This is a genomic window from Exiguobacterium sp. J17977, from assembly GCF_018616375.1.
GTDB lineage: Bacteria > Bacillota > Bacilli > Exiguobacteriales > Exiguobacteriaceae > Exiguobacterium > Exiguobacterium mexicanum.
Window position 1 is genome coordinate 124,333 of record NZ_JAEQBB010000003.1, and the last position, 14,234, is coordinate 138,566.

Annotated in this window: 15 protein-coding genes; 8 read left to right on the top strand and 7 right to left on the bottom strand. The window is 55.5% G+C overall.

Features of this window, described 5'->3' with window-relative positions; genetic code table 11:
• Positions 1-18 precede the first annotated feature (18 nt).
• Positions 19-1,296 (top strand): 2-oxoglutarate dehydrogenase complex dihydrolipoyllysine-residue succinyltransferase, encoded by a 1,278-nt coding sequence (gene odhB, locus KNO58_RS06795; protein ID WP_214752490.1) that lies wholly within the window; start codon positions 19-21, stop codon positions 1,294-1,296.
• Between the two features lie 37 nt (positions 1,297-1,333).
• On the opposite strand, the gene KNO58_RS06800 is transcribed toward odhB, so the two are convergent.
• Positions 1,334-2,929 carry a diguanylate cyclase domain-containing protein gene (locus KNO58_RS06800; RefSeq protein WP_214752492.1) on the bottom strand — a complete coding sequence of 532 codons (1,596 nt, stop codon included), beginning with the start codon at positions 2,927-2,929 and terminating at the stop codon, positions 1,334-1,336.
• A 157-nt stretch (positions 2,930-3,086) separates the two neighbouring features.
• Between KNO58_RS06800 and KNO58_RS06805 the strand changes: the two genes are divergently transcribed.
• From KNO58_RS06805 to KNO58_RS06820, 4 genes are all read left to right on the top strand, one after another.
• Positions 3,087-3,758: a DsbA family protein gene (locus tag KNO58_RS06805; RefSeq protein ID WP_214752494.1), complete on the top strand. Its 672-nt coding sequence runs from the start codon at positions 3,087-3,089 to the stop codon at positions 3,756-3,758.
• Positions 3,755-4,171 (top strand): disulfide oxidoreductase, encoded by a 417-nt coding sequence (locus KNO58_RS06810; protein ID WP_114166344.1) that lies wholly within the window; start codon positions 3,755-3,757, stop codon positions 4,169-4,171. The genes KNO58_RS06805 and KNO58_RS06810 overlap by 4 nt, the downstream gene beginning before the upstream one ends.
• 11 nt (positions 4,172-4,182) lie before the next feature.
• Positions 4,183-4,770, top strand: coding sequence for an SCO family protein (locus KNO58_RS06815; RefSeq protein ID WP_214752496.1), 588 nt, complete (start codon positions 4,183-4,185; stop codon positions 4,768-4,770).
• 82 nt (positions 4,771-4,852) lie between these two features.
• Complete coding sequence (locus KNO58_RS06820) at positions 4,853-5,953, top strand: MBL fold metallo-hydrolase (protein ID WP_251026134.1); 1,101 nt, start codon at positions 4,853-4,855, stop codon at positions 5,951-5,953.
• A gap of 22 nt (positions 5,954-5,975) precedes the next feature.
• Here KNO58_RS06820 and KNO58_RS06825 read toward each other — a convergent pair whose 3' ends face one another.
• The gene (locus KNO58_RS06825; protein WP_214752498.1) at positions 5,976-7,190 is read right to left on the bottom strand and encodes an MFS transporter; all 1,215 of its coding nucleotides are present in this window, start codon (positions 7,188-7,190) and stop codon (positions 5,976-5,978) included.
• A 143-nt stretch (positions 7,191-7,333) separates the two neighbouring features.
• Here KNO58_RS06825 and relB point away from each other — a divergent pair, with 143 nt between their 5' ends.
• Positions 7,334-7,555 (top strand): type II toxin-antitoxin system RelB family antitoxin, encoded by a 222-nt coding sequence (gene relB / locus KNO58_RS06830; RefSeq protein ID WP_214752500.1) that lies wholly within the window; start codon positions 7,334-7,336, stop codon positions 7,553-7,555.
• 60 nt (positions 7,556-7,615) lie between these two features.
• Here the strand turns inward: relB and KNO58_RS06835 are convergent, their stop codons facing one another.
• Both KNO58_RS06835 and trhA read right to left on the bottom strand, forming a co-directional pair.
• On the bottom strand, positions 7,616-8,311 hold the full coding sequence (locus KNO58_RS06835) for a DsbA family oxidoreductase (protein WP_214752502.1): 696 nt from the start codon (positions 8,309-8,311) through the stop codon (positions 7,616-7,618).
• Between the two features lie 87 nt (positions 8,312-8,398).
• Positions 8,399-9,043: a PAQR family membrane homeostasis protein TrhA gene (gene trhA / locus KNO58_RS06840; RefSeq protein WP_214752504.1), complete on the bottom strand. Its 645-nt coding sequence runs from the start codon at positions 9,041-9,043 to the stop codon at positions 8,399-8,401.
• 125 nt (positions 9,044-9,168) lie between these two features.
• Between trhA and KNO58_RS06845 the strand changes: the two genes are divergently transcribed.
• Positions 9,169-9,693, top strand: a complete 525-nt coding sequence (locus KNO58_RS06845; protein ID WP_214752507.1) for a DUF1836 domain-containing protein — start codon at positions 9,169-9,171, stop codon at positions 9,691-9,693.
• A 40-nt stretch (positions 9,694-9,733) separates the two neighbouring features.
• On the opposite strand, the gene KNO58_RS06850 is transcribed toward KNO58_RS06845, so the two are convergent.
• The 3 genes from KNO58_RS06850 to KNO58_RS06860 form a co-directional block, all read right to left on the bottom strand.
• Positions 9,734-10,348, bottom strand: a complete 615-nt coding sequence (locus tag KNO58_RS06850) for a PH domain-containing protein (RefSeq protein WP_214752509.1) — start codon at positions 10,346-10,348, stop codon at positions 9,734-9,736.
• Between the two features lie 13 nt (positions 10,349-10,361).
• Positions 10,362-11,195, bottom strand: coding sequence for an aldo/keto reductase (locus KNO58_RS06855; protein WP_214752511.1), 834 nt, complete (start codon positions 11,193-11,195; stop codon positions 10,362-10,364).
• 61 nt (positions 11,196-11,256) lie between these two features.
• A complete protein-coding gene (locus KNO58_RS06860) occupies positions 11,257-12,168 on the bottom strand; it encodes an MBL fold metallo-hydrolase (RefSeq protein WP_214752513.1) in 912 nt (303 codons plus the stop codon).
• A 363-nt stretch (positions 12,169-12,531) separates the two neighbouring features.
• Here KNO58_RS06860 and abc-f point away from each other — a divergent pair, with 363 nt between their 5' ends.
• A complete protein-coding gene (abc-f, locus tag KNO58_RS06865) occupies positions 12,532-14,229 on the top strand; it encodes a ribosomal protection-like ABC-F family protein (RefSeq protein WP_214752516.1) in 1,698 nt (565 codons plus the stop codon).
• Positions 14,230-14,234 lie beyond the last annotated feature (5 nt).

Below are 14,234 nucleotides of genomic sequence, written 5' to 3' on the forward strand. Positions count from 1 at the left end.
GTTAAGGGGGAACTCATTGTGATCGAAATTAAAGTACCGGAATTAGCAGAGTCCATTACGGAAGGAACGGTCGCGTCTTGGCTCAAACAGCCAGGCGACCACGTCGAAAAAGGGGAAGCCATCGTCGAACTCGAGACGGACAAAGTCAACATCGAGGTGCCGGCCGATGAGTCGGGCACGCTCGACGAGCAATTGGCGGCCGAAGGGGACACGGTCCAAGTCGGACAAGTGATCGCTCGCCTCAGCTCAGGATCGGGTGGCGGCACGGCCGTCGCGACGAAGACAAAGACAGAAGCACCTGCTGAGACGGCTCCAGCACCAGCCGAGACGAAAGTCGAAGCGGTCGGGGAATCGAAGAAAGTCGAGCGCCGTGAAGAGCACGTCGCGAGCCCTGGCAAAGGACCGATTGCGACACCGGCGGCCCGTAAGTTGGCCCGTGAGAAAGGCATCGACTTGTCAGCCATCCAAACGAACGACCCGATTGGCCGCATCAACGTCCATGACGTGACGAGCCACGAGTCGAAACCGGCACCGGCACCGGCGCCACAAGCACCGAAAGCACCGGCAGCGGCACCGCAACCGGCGGCGAGCGGCAAAGAAGAGGAGCGCATCAAGATGACGCGCCGTCGTCAAACGATTGCCAACCGCCTCGTCGAAGTGCAACAGACAGCGGCGATGCTCACAACGTTCAACGAAATCGATATGTCGGCTGTCATGGCGCTCCGTAAACGTCGCCAAGAGAAGTTCATCAAAGACAATGACGTCAAACTCGGTTTCATGTCGTTCTTCACGAAGGCAGCCGTCGCGGCACTCAAACGGATGCCGTACTTGAACGCTGAGATTCAAGGCAATGAGATCGTCTTGAAGAAATACTATGACATCGGCATCGCCGTGTCGGCTCCGGACGGCCTCGTCGTCCCGGTCGTCCGCGAAGCGGATCGCAAAAACTTCGGTGAGATCGAGAAGGATATCTTGCACCTCGCCGATAAAGCCCGCAACAACAAGCTCGGGTTGAGCGACCTTACAGGTGGTACGTTCACAATCACGAACGGTGGCGTCTTCGGCTCACTCTTGTCGACACCGATCTTGAACGGCCCACAAGTCGCCATCCTCGGGATGCACTCAATCCAACTCCGTCCGATCGCCATCGACGCGGACACGATGGAGAACCGTCCGATGATGTACGTGGCGCTCTCGTATGACCACCGCATCGTCGATGGTCGTGAGGCCGTGACGTTCCTCAAGCACATTAAAGACATGATTGAAGATCCAGAACAATTGTTGTTCGAAGCGTAATACAGAAAGGTCCATGCCGAGCGGCATGGACCTTTGCTTATGCGATGAGCGTTTCATCGAGCGTGATTTGATGTTTCCCGTTCGCTTTCGAACGGTATAGCGCTTGGTCGGCCCGTTCGATTGCGGCGTGTGGCACCGTTTCTGTCTGCCAGAGCGAGGCGCCGATACTTGCCCCGACGCTTGTCGACCCGTCTTCGATGACAATCGGTTCGGACAGGGAGGCGATGAGGTCTTGTCCAATCTGTGTGATCGCTTGTTCGCTCTGTCCATTCCGTTCGAACAAGAGGAAGAACTCGTCACCGCTCAACCGGACCGGATAGGCACCGTCGAGCGTCACACGTTTCAATCGTTCGGCGATCTCAATCAAGACGACATCACCCGTGGCGTGGCCATACGTGTCGTTGACGGCTTTGAAGCCGTCGAGGTCGATATAGAAACAGACGTATTCGTTCTTCGTCGCCTGGGCTTCGTTCAAATAGTGACGGAGCGCCGTCCGATTGGCGAGTCCGGTCAAGACGTCACGGTTGGCGAGTGACTCGTAATGGACACGTTCCGACTCGGACTCGGTGAGCGACGTGACAAGTGACTCGAGGGCGAATGCGAGCGTTTCGATTTCATGGATGCCCGACTGGTGCGGGAACGTCTTCGCTTTCCCTTGTTTCATGAGAGCGGCCGTCTCGGTGATGCGTTGTAGCGGTCGAGTCACAATCGAGGCGAGGAACCATCCTAGCGTGGACGTGACGAGCGAGGCGATGAGACCAATCCATAAGATTTTATTCTCAAGTTCGATGACCGGGGCGAATGCGACCTCGGTCGGCTGGCGAACGACGACGCTCCAACCGAGACCGGCGTAATCTTCATACCCTTCGCCGGTGGCGACACCGGTCAGATAAGACGTTCCGTCCTGCCATGTGTCGACGTGCCAGCCTTCCTTCAATGACGTCGGGAGCGGCTTGCCGATGAGATGATCTGGTCCGAGCAACACCGTGTTGTCGCGTCCGCTGACGACGAACAAGTCGGTGTAGTCGGATTGATGATGGAGCGTCCGATTGAAGTGGCGGAGCACTTCCTTGCCCCATTCCCAACTGAGGTGGGTCGCTAGCACACCTTGGAAGGCGCCGTCGCGGACGAGCGGGACGCTGATGTCGACGAACTGGAGCGGTTCGCCGCTAGGGTTCGGCAACAGTTCGGCGAGCAATACAGCTTCATGCACATCACCGATGAACGGCTCTTGCTGTGCATTTAGAAACACGGGACGTTCGCCAATCGAAGCGCCTTCTAAAATCCCGTTCGTCGACGCGACGACATTCCCTGATGCGTCGGTCACGCCCATCCATGAGAAAGCAGGGATGTTCGTCTGGACCTGGTCGAGAAGCGCCCGGCTCGAAGCAGGGTCGTTCAAGGCGTCGAGCCCTTGTAGCAATTGGACTTCTTGATAGCGCGACCACATGTAAAAGTCGAGCTTGTCGACGAGCTGGTGCGACGTCATCGACAACCGTTCCCCGATTTCCGCTTCGAGCGAGGCGGCGGAACGTTGACTCGTCATGTACGTCAACGTGATGGTGAGCAAAAAGACGAGCGTGGCGATGCTGAGCGCCAAGATGAGACCGAGGCGCATCGAAAACGATTTCATAAACAAATTCCTCCTACAATAACAACATCCACTTTGTTCATCGTCATCTTTTTTGTGACATGAAGCAAAGTTGAGAAAAAACAAGGTCGATTTCGTGGAAACAGATAGCGCTTTCGTTATAATGAAAGACGAATCGATACAAATAGAGGTGAGACGATTGAAACAGAATAAACTATTGGTCATCGCGACACTGCTCGCGGTCGCCCTCGTGGCCGTCGTGGTCGTCCTGATGAATCAACCGACCGAACAAGCCGAGACAGCGGCACCGGCGACGACAGAACACGTGTCGACGGAAGGCCAGCCGACGCTCGGTGATGCGGACGCACCCGTCTCGGTCGTCGAGTTCGGCGATTACAAATGCCCGTCTTGTAAACAGTGGGGCGAGACGGTCTATCCGAAGTTGGAAGAAGACTATATCGACACAGGCAAAATCAGTTTCAGCTACATCAACGTGCTGTTCCACGGACAAGAGTCGATTTTGGCATCGCTCGCGTCTGAGTCGGTGTATAAACAAGACCCGGACGCGTTCTGGGATTTCCATAAGGCGCTTTACGACGCGCAACCGGCGAGTCAGCAGCACGACGAGGCATGGGTCACGGTCGAGCGGTTGACAGAGATTGCGAGCGAGACGACATCGGTCGATGTGGCGAAGCTCGAGGACGATTTGAGTGAGAACTCGACGGTGCTCGAACAGGTGAGTCTCGATGACGGGCTCGTCAAAGAGCACGGTGTCCAGTTCACACCGTCAATCATGATTAACGGCGTCATGCTCGAGGATCCGTTCGACTACGAGACGATTGAACGATTGATTGAGCAAGGCACGCCATGAAGCAGTCATTCTTGACCCGTTATGGTCTGTATCTCGCTTGGCTCGTCGCCCTCACGGCGACGCTCGGCAGTCTTTATTTCAGCGAGATTCGCGAGTTCGTGCCATGTGAGCTCTGCTGGATTCAACGCATCTTTATGTATCCGCTCGTCATCTTGCTTGGGGTCGCCGTGTTCACGGACGACCGGGCGGTGAAGAAATATGTATTGCCGCTCTCCATCATCGGAGGTCTGATTTCACTGTACCATTATTTGGTTCAAAAAGTACCAGGTTTCGCCGATATCAAGCCGTGCGTCCAAGGCGTACCGTGCAACGTGCAATACATCAATTGGTTCGGGTTCGTGACGATTCCGTTCCTTGCCTTGACGGCATTTACTTTGATCACGCTCCTCGTCTGGCGCGTGAGACGCAACTGACAACGAAGGAGATGGAACGTGTGAAGAAATGGATGCTCATCGGATTGATTAGCCTGATGGCGGTGCTCGCCGCATGCGGCCAGGAGATTGAAGACCCGCTCAATTGGGAGATTGAGTCGTTCGACTATATGAACCAAGAGGGAGAGCAAGTCAGTCTCGATGATTTGAAAGGGAAAGTCTGGATGGCCGACTTCGTCTTCACGAGCTGTGAGACGGTCTGCCCGCCGATGACGTACAACATGACGAAGCTTAATGAAGCGCTCGTCGAGGAAGGCGTCGAAGATGTCCAGTTCGTGTCGTTCAGCGTCGACCCGACCGTCGATACGCCGGACAAGATTCAAGCGTTCATGTCTGATTACGACTTAGCACAGGCCGATTGGCAGTTCTTGACGGGCTATTCGCAAGAAGAGATTGAGGCGTTCGCGCAACAGAACTTCAAAGCGCTCGTCCGAAAACCGTCGGAAGGCACGCAAGTCGACCATGCGACGTGGTTCTATCTCGTCGATCAGGACGGGAAAATCATCAAAGCGTATCAAGGATTCCAAGACGTGCCGATTGAGGACATCGTCAGCGACATCAAGATTTTACAAGAGTCTTAAGACGGCCCAGTGCCGTCTTTTCTGTATTCGAAAAACAGGGGAATCGGCGCTCGTGGCGTATAATGAAAGCGTAGAGGAGTGGATGAGATTGAAGAAGACACTATTATTTTCATTGATGGGCCTAGCGGCTGTAACGGGGACGGTACTCACCCAATATAAACCGCTCGGACAAAAGCCGAAGGCGCTCCGGTCGCCAAACCTCGTGAACGGCAAGTTCCGGAATCAGCTCGACACGCCGATGCGATTCTCATCGGACGACATGATCTCGATGTCCAAGGAATATTTGAATCCGGACTCGCTCCGGAAACCGAGCGAGCGCTTACCGGTCGTCCCGATCGACTTCAGCGAGAAACTCGGCTCGAGCTTCACGCGCATCTATTGGCTCGGGCACTCGGCGATGCTCGTCCAAATGGACGGCAAGACGATGCTCGTCGACCCGATGTTCGGCCGTAGCCCATCGCCGCTTCCGTTCGCGAAGAACGAGCGGTTCAGCGAGGACTTGCCGTTCGAACTCGACGACTTACCGGATATCGATGTCGTCTTGCTCACGCACGACCATTACGACCATTTAGATTATGCGACGATTCAAGCAATCAAAGACAAAGTTGCGGTCTTCATCGTCCCGCTCGGCGTCGGCAGCCACTTGAAACGGTGGGGTGTTGGGGCGGAACGAATCGTCGAACGCGATTGGGGCGAGACGTACAACTTTGGTCCATGGACGTTCGTCTGTATGCCGGCGCGGCACTTCTCGGGCCGCTCGCTTACCGACCGCAACGCGACGCTCTGGGCTTCATGGGTCGTCCTCGGCGAGACGGACCGCCTGTTCTTCAGCGGGGACGGCGGGTATGGGCCACACTTCAGAGAAATCGGCGACACGTACGGACCGTTCGACTTCGCGGCGCTCGAGTGCGGGCAATACGATGAGCGTTGGCCGGACGTGCACATGCAACCGAGTGAGACGGCACAGGCGTTCCGTGACGTTCGGGCCGACAAGATGCTCCCGATTCATTGGGGCGCGTTCACGTTATCGTTCCACGCCTGGTTCGACCCGGCCGAACAGATGGTGGGACTCTTGCCGCGCGAAGACGTGCTCACCCCGAAAATCGGGGAGCGCATCACGCTCGATGGACGAAACGACACGAGTGAGTGGTGGCGTGAAATCGAAGACACGAACAAGCGATGACCGACTCGGTCACCGCTTGTTTTTACGAAGAGAGGCGTTCGGCCTCATCCGTCTCGATATGAAGTTTGTGTTTGCGCGTGTAGACGAGGAACGCACCCGTCATGAGAATCGAGCTGATCCCGAACAAGACGACCATGAGCTGCAAGCCGATCAAGTCGAGGAAGAAGCCGGTGACGAGCAACACGACTTGGAAGACGATCCGGTCGAGCATGTTCCGGAACGAGAAGAAACGTCCGTGATAGTCTTTCGGCATCCGTGTCTGGAAAATCGTCACCGCCGTCGGGAAGAAGCAGCCGACCGAGAAGCCGAACAAGACGAACGCGGCGATCGAGACGGCCGGGATGTCGGCGAAGTAGAGCATGAGCTGGGCGACCCCGATCAAGAACGAGAACGTGAACAAAATCGAGAACACCGAGAACTTTTCGCCGATCCGTTTGATGAGGAACGCACCGGCCATGAAGGCAATCCCTTCGGCCGTGTAAATCCATCCTTTAATCGCCGTCGAATCCTGCAACTCGCTAATGTTGATGACGAGCAAGTTGAAGCCGCCGATGAAGAGGAGCGGGATGAGCGTCATGACGAGCGTCATAAAGATGACCGGAATCGACTTGATGATCGGGAAGACGTCCTTGAAGCCCCCGGACGACTTGTCGACTTTCTTCGCGGACGGAACGACCGTCTCATCAATCTTCAAGAACCACGTCGCCACGGCAAGGAGCAGATAGGCAACGAGTGAGAGTGCGTACACGTCTCGTAGCGAGATGAGTGTGAGTAAGATCCCGGCGATGGCTGTCCCGATGACCCTCGACAGCGTCGACACGTTCATATGCACCCCGTTCAAGGCGAGCAGCTCCCGTTCCTTGACGATAAGGGGGATGGCGGCCTGGAGTGCCGGGAAGTAGAACGCGGCCGACCCTTGCAGGAAGACGAGGAAGACGACCATCCACAGCACGCTTCCCGTCTCGATGGCGACGAACATGAACAGGACGCTCAGTGCACGGACGATACTTGAGATGAGCATGATTTTCTTTTTCGAGCCTTGGTCGGTGAGACGGCCGGCGAGCGGCCCGATGGCGACCCCGGCGAGTAATCCGCCGGCGAGGATGAGCGCCTTGACGAAGTCAGACGGCACTTTCTCCTGCATGAACTCCAAGTTGCCGATGATGCCGAGCCAAAGCCCGAGACCGGCGACGAACTCCCCGGTCAAGATGATCCAGACGTTGCGATTTTTCCACATATGGTTCAGTCCTCGATTCTTATTAGGTAATAATAATTATCCTTCAGAACGATTTAGAAAGCTACAAAAAAGAAGCCGGGATTTGAGCTGACTACATCAATATTTCAATTCGTAATACAATGTGTATAAAGGAGGTTAATCGTATGGGAATGATATCTGTACGACTCAATGAGGAGGATGAGCGCCTCATAAGAGGGTATGCGAGGTCTAACAACCTGTCCCTCTCGACTCTCTTTCGCGATGCTGTCTTGAAACGAATCGAGGATGAGCACGACTTAAAACTTTATAGTGAAGCGATGAGCGTGCACCAGAAGCATTCCGAGGCAATTTCATTTGATAATATGGTAAAGGATTTGAACAAGTAAATTGAATCAAAAAAGCATTCGTCCAAGTATGGGCGAATGCTTTGCTTTTATTCTGTAACGTCAGATATCGCAGTTGTCGTCCGTGCACGTCGCACCGCCCGAGAGCACTTGAAGCGTCGGTGCCGATTCGGCCCACGTCTTCTCGAGCACTTGCGTGAACGCCTCGGTCGGTTGCGCGCCAGAGACGCCGTATTTATTGTCGAAGACGAAGAACGGGACACCGGTGATGCCGAGGTCACTCGCACGCTTCTCTTCAGCGCGAACGTCTTCTGTGTATACGTCTGAAGCGAGCACGTCTTTCACGGCGTCGGCATCGAGTCCGACACTTGTCGCGATCTCGACGAGGACATCGTGGTCACCAATATGTTTCGCGTCGACGAAGTACGCCTTGAGGAGCGCTTCTGACAATGCCTTCTCTTTGCCGACCGTCTTCGCATAGTGCGTCAATCGGTGCGAGTCAAGCGTGCCCGTGACGACCATGTTGTCGAAATCGTACTCGAGTCCGACCGTGCGGGCCTGGGCAGCGACTTGTGCCGTCGTCGTTTTCGCCTGCTCGAGCGGCATGCTATATTTCTTGGCGAGTACTTCATAAATCGAGCGCGAGTCGGTCGTCGGGGCGTTCGGGTCGAGCTCGAAGCTCTTGAACTCCACTTCGACGTTGTTCGCGTGCGGGAACTGTTCGAGCGCTTCTTCTAAACGGCGCTTGCCGATATAACAGAACGGGCAAACGTAGTCTGACCAAACTTCAATTTTCATTTTCAATCCCTCCTACAGTCAGTGTAGGATGTCTTGAATTCGAAGTAAATGAATGTGCTCACGAAAAAAAGCCCTCACGAGGAAGGCTTAGAAAACGTACCAGAACACGCAGACGAAGTGGGCGAAGCTGCCGAACAAGATGAACAAGTGGAACACCTCGTGGAAGCCCCAACCGCGCCAGTTGACGAACTTCGGCTTGAACCCGTAGATGAGCCCGCCAATCGTGTACATGACGCCACCGAGGATGAGCCAGAAGATGCCGGCGTTGCCGATGACGTTATGGAGCGGTCCGATGAAGAAGACCGATAACCAACCCATGCCGATATAGAGCGCCGTCGACAAGAAGCGCGGGGCGTGGAACCAGACGAGCTTGAAGACGATGCCGAACAAGGCAAGTGCGTGGACGGTGCCGAACAGCACCCAGCGCGTCGGTCCTTCGAGCGCGAGCAACGTGAGCGGAGCATACGTCCCGGCAATCAAGGCGTAAATCATCGCATGATCGATTCTCCGGAAGAAGGCGATGACGTTCGGTGAGGCGATGATGCTGTGGTACAGACCGGACGACAAGTAGAGGAAAACAAGGCTGATTCCAAACAAAATCGCGGCCATGATGGCGAGCGGCTCGCCGAGCATTGATGCTTTCACCGTCATCGCAATCAACGCGATGAACGCGAGCACGGCCCCAGCCAAATGGGTCAGTGCGTTAATCGGTTCCCGAAAAATCGAATTCATGTAAAAACACTCCTTATCACGTCATGTAGTATCGATAACTACATGATAAGCTGTATACTTAAAAACAACAAGGTTTTTGTTTCGACAAATCTGGTTTGTCCGTATACTGAAGGGGAGGTGATTCGATGAAACCGCACGAGATTGTAGAGACGGAAGGGACGCTGCCGAAGCAGGTGCTCCCGACGATCGACTTATATATGGACCAAGTCATCCAGCTGTTCGAGCAACATTACGGCAAGATGAAACGGAGTGACGACGAGACGATTTTGACGAAAACGATGATTAACAACTATGCCAAGGGGAAGTTGTTCCATCCCGTCAGAAACAAGAAGTATACGAACGAGCACTTGATGTTGCTCAGCCTGATTTACGAGATGAAAGGACTGCTCTCGATCAATGACATCAAAGAGACGCTCCGGCCGCTGAACGAGTCGGACGAGGGCTTCTCGCTCGAGGACTTCTATGACGCGTACCAGGTCCAGAAAGAGCAGAACATGCAGGCGTTCGAGGCGCAGGCCGAGACGCTCCTCGCCAATGTGCGCACGAACGAGACGAACGGCATCCAGCAGTCGCTCGCCATCGCCTCGGCCGTCCATATGAGCCATTTGTTTCAACGGCTCGCCGAACAGTTGATTGATGAAGGTAAATGAAAATGGCCCGCGATTCGTCTGAATCGCGGGCCATTTTTCGTTAGTTATTGATGTATTTCTCGAACACGTCACCGAAGTCTTTGCGGTTCCACTCATGATAGTGACCCTTGAGCCAGTCGAAGCTCTGCTCGTTCAATTCCTTGAACGTCGAGGCGACGTTCATATCCCCTTGACGCAGCCCGCTCAAGATTGAGACCGAATGCGTGAGCGACGCGTTGGCATACTCCATCATCTTCCGGCCTTCGCGCTGTTTCTCGGCGATGGCGAGGAGCGATTTGTACAAGTCTTTCACATGCTCGATTTGTTTCTTGTTCACGTCAATCGAATACGGCTTGTCGCCGATGGTGAACTTGATCTCGACGTCCATGTCGACCGTGCCGGCCGTTTCGAACATGACGTTGTTCAATGGGAAGTGGGCGTATGGATAGCGATAGAGGACGCGCTTCGAGCTCATCGCGCTCGTCCCGTCGAGGTGAATCATCGCCAAGTTCGTGAAGCAATACTCGTCCGATTTCGACTTGATGAGGAAGTAAATCTTCTCGTTGTCCTCATGGAGGACGTAATCATCCGAATCCGCCTTATCGAAGTCTTGCGGGTCGATGACTTCACCGATATCGCTGAATCCCGTCAAATCAGAAGCTAGTTTTTTGAACATGTCAAATCTCTCCTCAGTAGTGGATTTTGTGCATCTCGTTCGGGTCAGACCCGGTCCGTTCGTTTCGGTTGAGTCCGTCGATCGCGTGCATCTCTTCTTTCGTCAACGTGAAGTCGAACACCTCTATATTCTCGCGAATCCGACTCGGCGTGACCGATTTCGGGATGACGGCGACGCCGTTCTGTAAGTGCCAACGCAGGATGACCTGAGCCGGTGACTTCCCGTGCTCGGCCGCGATCTCGGTGATGACCGGATCCTCGAGCGCCTCGCGCCCTTTCATGAGCGGGCTCCACGCCTGGATTTGAATATCGTAGCGTTGGCAGAACGCGATTAACTCTTTTTGGGACAAGTATGGGTGGATCTCGACCTGGTTCACCGCCGGGACGATCGAGCACGACTGGATGATCTGCTCGAGGTGGCTGACCTCGAAGTTCGAGACCCCGATGGCCCGTACCTTGCCTTCCTCATACAACTGTTCGAGCGCCTTATACGTCTCGACGAACTTGCCGAAGCGCGGCATCGGCCAGTGAATCAAGAACAAGTCGACGTACTCGAGACCGAGCCGGTCGAGGCTGTCTTGGAACGCTTGGAGCGCCTCGTCATAGCCGTGGAACTCGTTCCACAGTTTCGTCGTCACGAAGATGTCTTCCCTCGGGACGCCGGATTCGCGAATCGCTTGGCCGACGCTCTCCTCATTCTGATAGATAGCGGCCGTGTCGATCAATCGATAGCCCGCGTCAAGCGCCGCTTTGACCGTATCGACCGTGACCGCCCCGTCTTCCACTTTGTACACACCGAGCCCGAGCATCGGCAGTTTCACATCATTGTTGAGTGTTGTCCATTCCATATTGATTCCCTCCCTCTCAACTCATACGTTACCGAAAATCGCATAGAAGTGAAAGCGAAAGCTACAGCCGAATGCTTTCGCCGTGCGCCTTGATGACGATTTGGTCACGTTCGAGTTTGGCAGCGGCGACGAGGCGCTCATACGGCTCCTCGACCGGTTCATACGATAAGACGAACGTGTCCCAATGCAGCGGGAAGAAACGCTTCGCGCCACTCTGTTTGAACATCGTCCACGCCTGCTCCGGGGTGCAGTGCGCTTCCTCGAACGACTCCGGTTGATAGGCGCCGATCGGGAAGAAGGCGAGGTCGATTGGTTCTTTGTTGGCGAGCCCGTTGAATGACTCGGTGTACGCCGTATCCCCGGCGAACAACATGCGGACGCCTTTATATTTCAAGACGTAGCCGTTATAGCCCATATGTTTGTCCCACGGGAAACGATTGCCCCAGTGGGCGACGGGGATGGCTTGGACGTGCAGCCCGTTCGCGAGCGTCAACTTGTCGTGCGGATGCATCTCGAGCGTCTGCAAGCTCGGGTACTTGCGCAACAGCTTGCTCGTGCCCGGGGCCGAGATGACGACCGTGTCGCGGGTGATGAGTCGTTTCAGGCTCTTATGGTCGAAGTGGTCCATATGGGCGTGACTGAGCAGGATGACGTCGACGTGCCCGATTTCCTCGATCGAGAGGGCAGGGGCGGTGTGGCGTTTCATGCCGAACGTGACCGGCCCGACGTGGACCCCGATCCGCTTCGAGAATACCGGGTCGGTCAAGATTTTCAAGCCGTACCAATGAATGAGCACGGTCGAATGGCCGACCCAGGTGGCACTGACCATCGTCTCGTCGAACGAGGCGAGGTCTGGTTTTACCGTCGGGACTTTGAAGGCCGGACGAGGCAGTCTTCGTTTCAATCGGGTATATAAGAACGTACCGACGCTCGCCAAGACGGCGCTCGGGACGAGCAGGTTTCGTAATCGCATAACAGTCACCTCATCATCTAAGATGGTTTAATCATACCGCTCGACCGACGACCCCGCATCCGCCGGAAGGTGTAGAAAAAATGGGAGATTGTGGTCTGACTCTTGCGAATCCGCTTACAATTTGGTACGGTGACAGTAACTTAGGAAAGGAAGGTACATCGTGCCATGAAAAAGTCACACTCACTCAACTGATGAAACGAATCATCACTGTTCGCACGAACAGTCTCGGGTGAAGTGTGTCCAATTTCAGGCTAAGGGGGTGACCCTTCTTTCCGCTTGACCGGATCTCTTCACACCACCGCACGTTGCGGATGGTGTTTTTTGTTTCATCGCGTATCGGACAAACTAGCGAGGTGAAACAATATGTTAAGTATGAAGCAAGTCCGGTTCGACCACGACCGGCAACCATTATTCGACAACGTCTCGTTCGACGTCGCGGCAGGCGAACGGGCCGTCTTGTTCGGCCAGAACGGGTCCGGCAAGACGACGCTATTCAAGTTGCTCGTAGGCGAACTGGCCCCACAGTCGGGCGTGATTGACGTCTTGGGCACGGTCGGTGTCGTCGAACAGACCGTGTTTGAGGGGGAAGAGACCGCGCTCGACTACGTCATGCAAGGCGACTTGGCGCGCTACAACCTCTATCTTGCCGTCACATCAGGTGATGCGGCGCGCGTGCTCGACGCGTATGACGAGGCACTCGCGACCGACGCCTTCGGGCTCGAGCTTGAGGCGAGACAGGCGCTCAAACGGCTCGGTCTTGACGGACATGACTCGAGCCGACTCCGCGAGTTGAGCGGCGGTGAACAGACACGGGTCCAACTCGCCCGTCTCACGATGCGACACGTCGACATCGTCCTCTTAGACGAGCCGACGAACCATCTCGATTTAGAGTCGATCGAGTGGCTGACGCGCTGGGTAAACGCGTTTCCGGGCACGGTACTCGCCATCTCCCACGATCGGCAATTCATCGATGACGTCGCGACGGTCATTCTCGAGCTAGATGAGGGGACCATCGTCCGCTACCCGGGCAACTACACGGCGTATAAACATCAGAAAGCTGAAGAACGGGTACGCGACGAACGGGCCCATGCCCGCTATATGGCGCGAAAGTCGGAGCTGCTCGATATGATCGCCCAATACAAGGGCTGGCATTTGAAAGCGAAAGCGACGGCGAGCGTGCGAAGTCCGGGTGCTCAAAAAGGCGCGGCGAACCTCGCCGTCAAGATGAAGGCGCGGGAGCGTAAACTCGAACAACTCGAGGGGACGCGACCGGACCGTCCGAAAGAGGCGGCCCATATCTCGGTCCGCTTCCAAGCCGACCCGCTCGAGGCGAAGACGTGGATTGCGGTCGACGACATCTCGTTCGGTTACGACGTATCCCTGTTCGAGCGACTTTCGTTCACGGTGAACCGGGGTGACCGCATCTCCATTATCGGGCCGAACGGGAGCGGGAAGACGACGTTGTTGAAACTGTTGATTGGTGAACTCGTCCCGGATGCTGGGCACGTCAGGCGTCATCCGAAACTGAAGGTCGGTTACTTCTCACAGACACTCGCCCGACTACCGACAGAAGGAACGTTGCTCGACGCGCTCCTAGCCGAAAGTGACATCACCGAGACGGAGGCACGGACGCTACTCGCTCACTTCTTGTTTCGCCGCGATGAGGTGTATAAGCCGATCCGAGAGGCGAGCATGGGGGAGAAGTGCCGCATCGCCTTCCTCATCTTGTACTTCTCGGATGCGGATGTGCTCGCCCTCGATGAACCGACGAACTATTTGGACGTGGCCACACGTGAGCAAATCGAAGCCGCCCTCGAGGTGTATCGAGGCGGATTGATTCTCATCTCGCACGACCGGACGTTCCACCGCTTGACGGACCGGACGATCGAGCTCGGAGAGAAGGTGCGCGTGCTCGAGTCCGGAGATACAATGCCGCCGGTCGACGTCGACGCGACGCTACAGACGCTCGAGACATTGACGAGCGAGCCGCACATTTTCTTCGACGAGGCAGGAAACGGCATCCCCCTTGCCGAATCCGAACAGGACAGACGAAACAAATAGGGGTG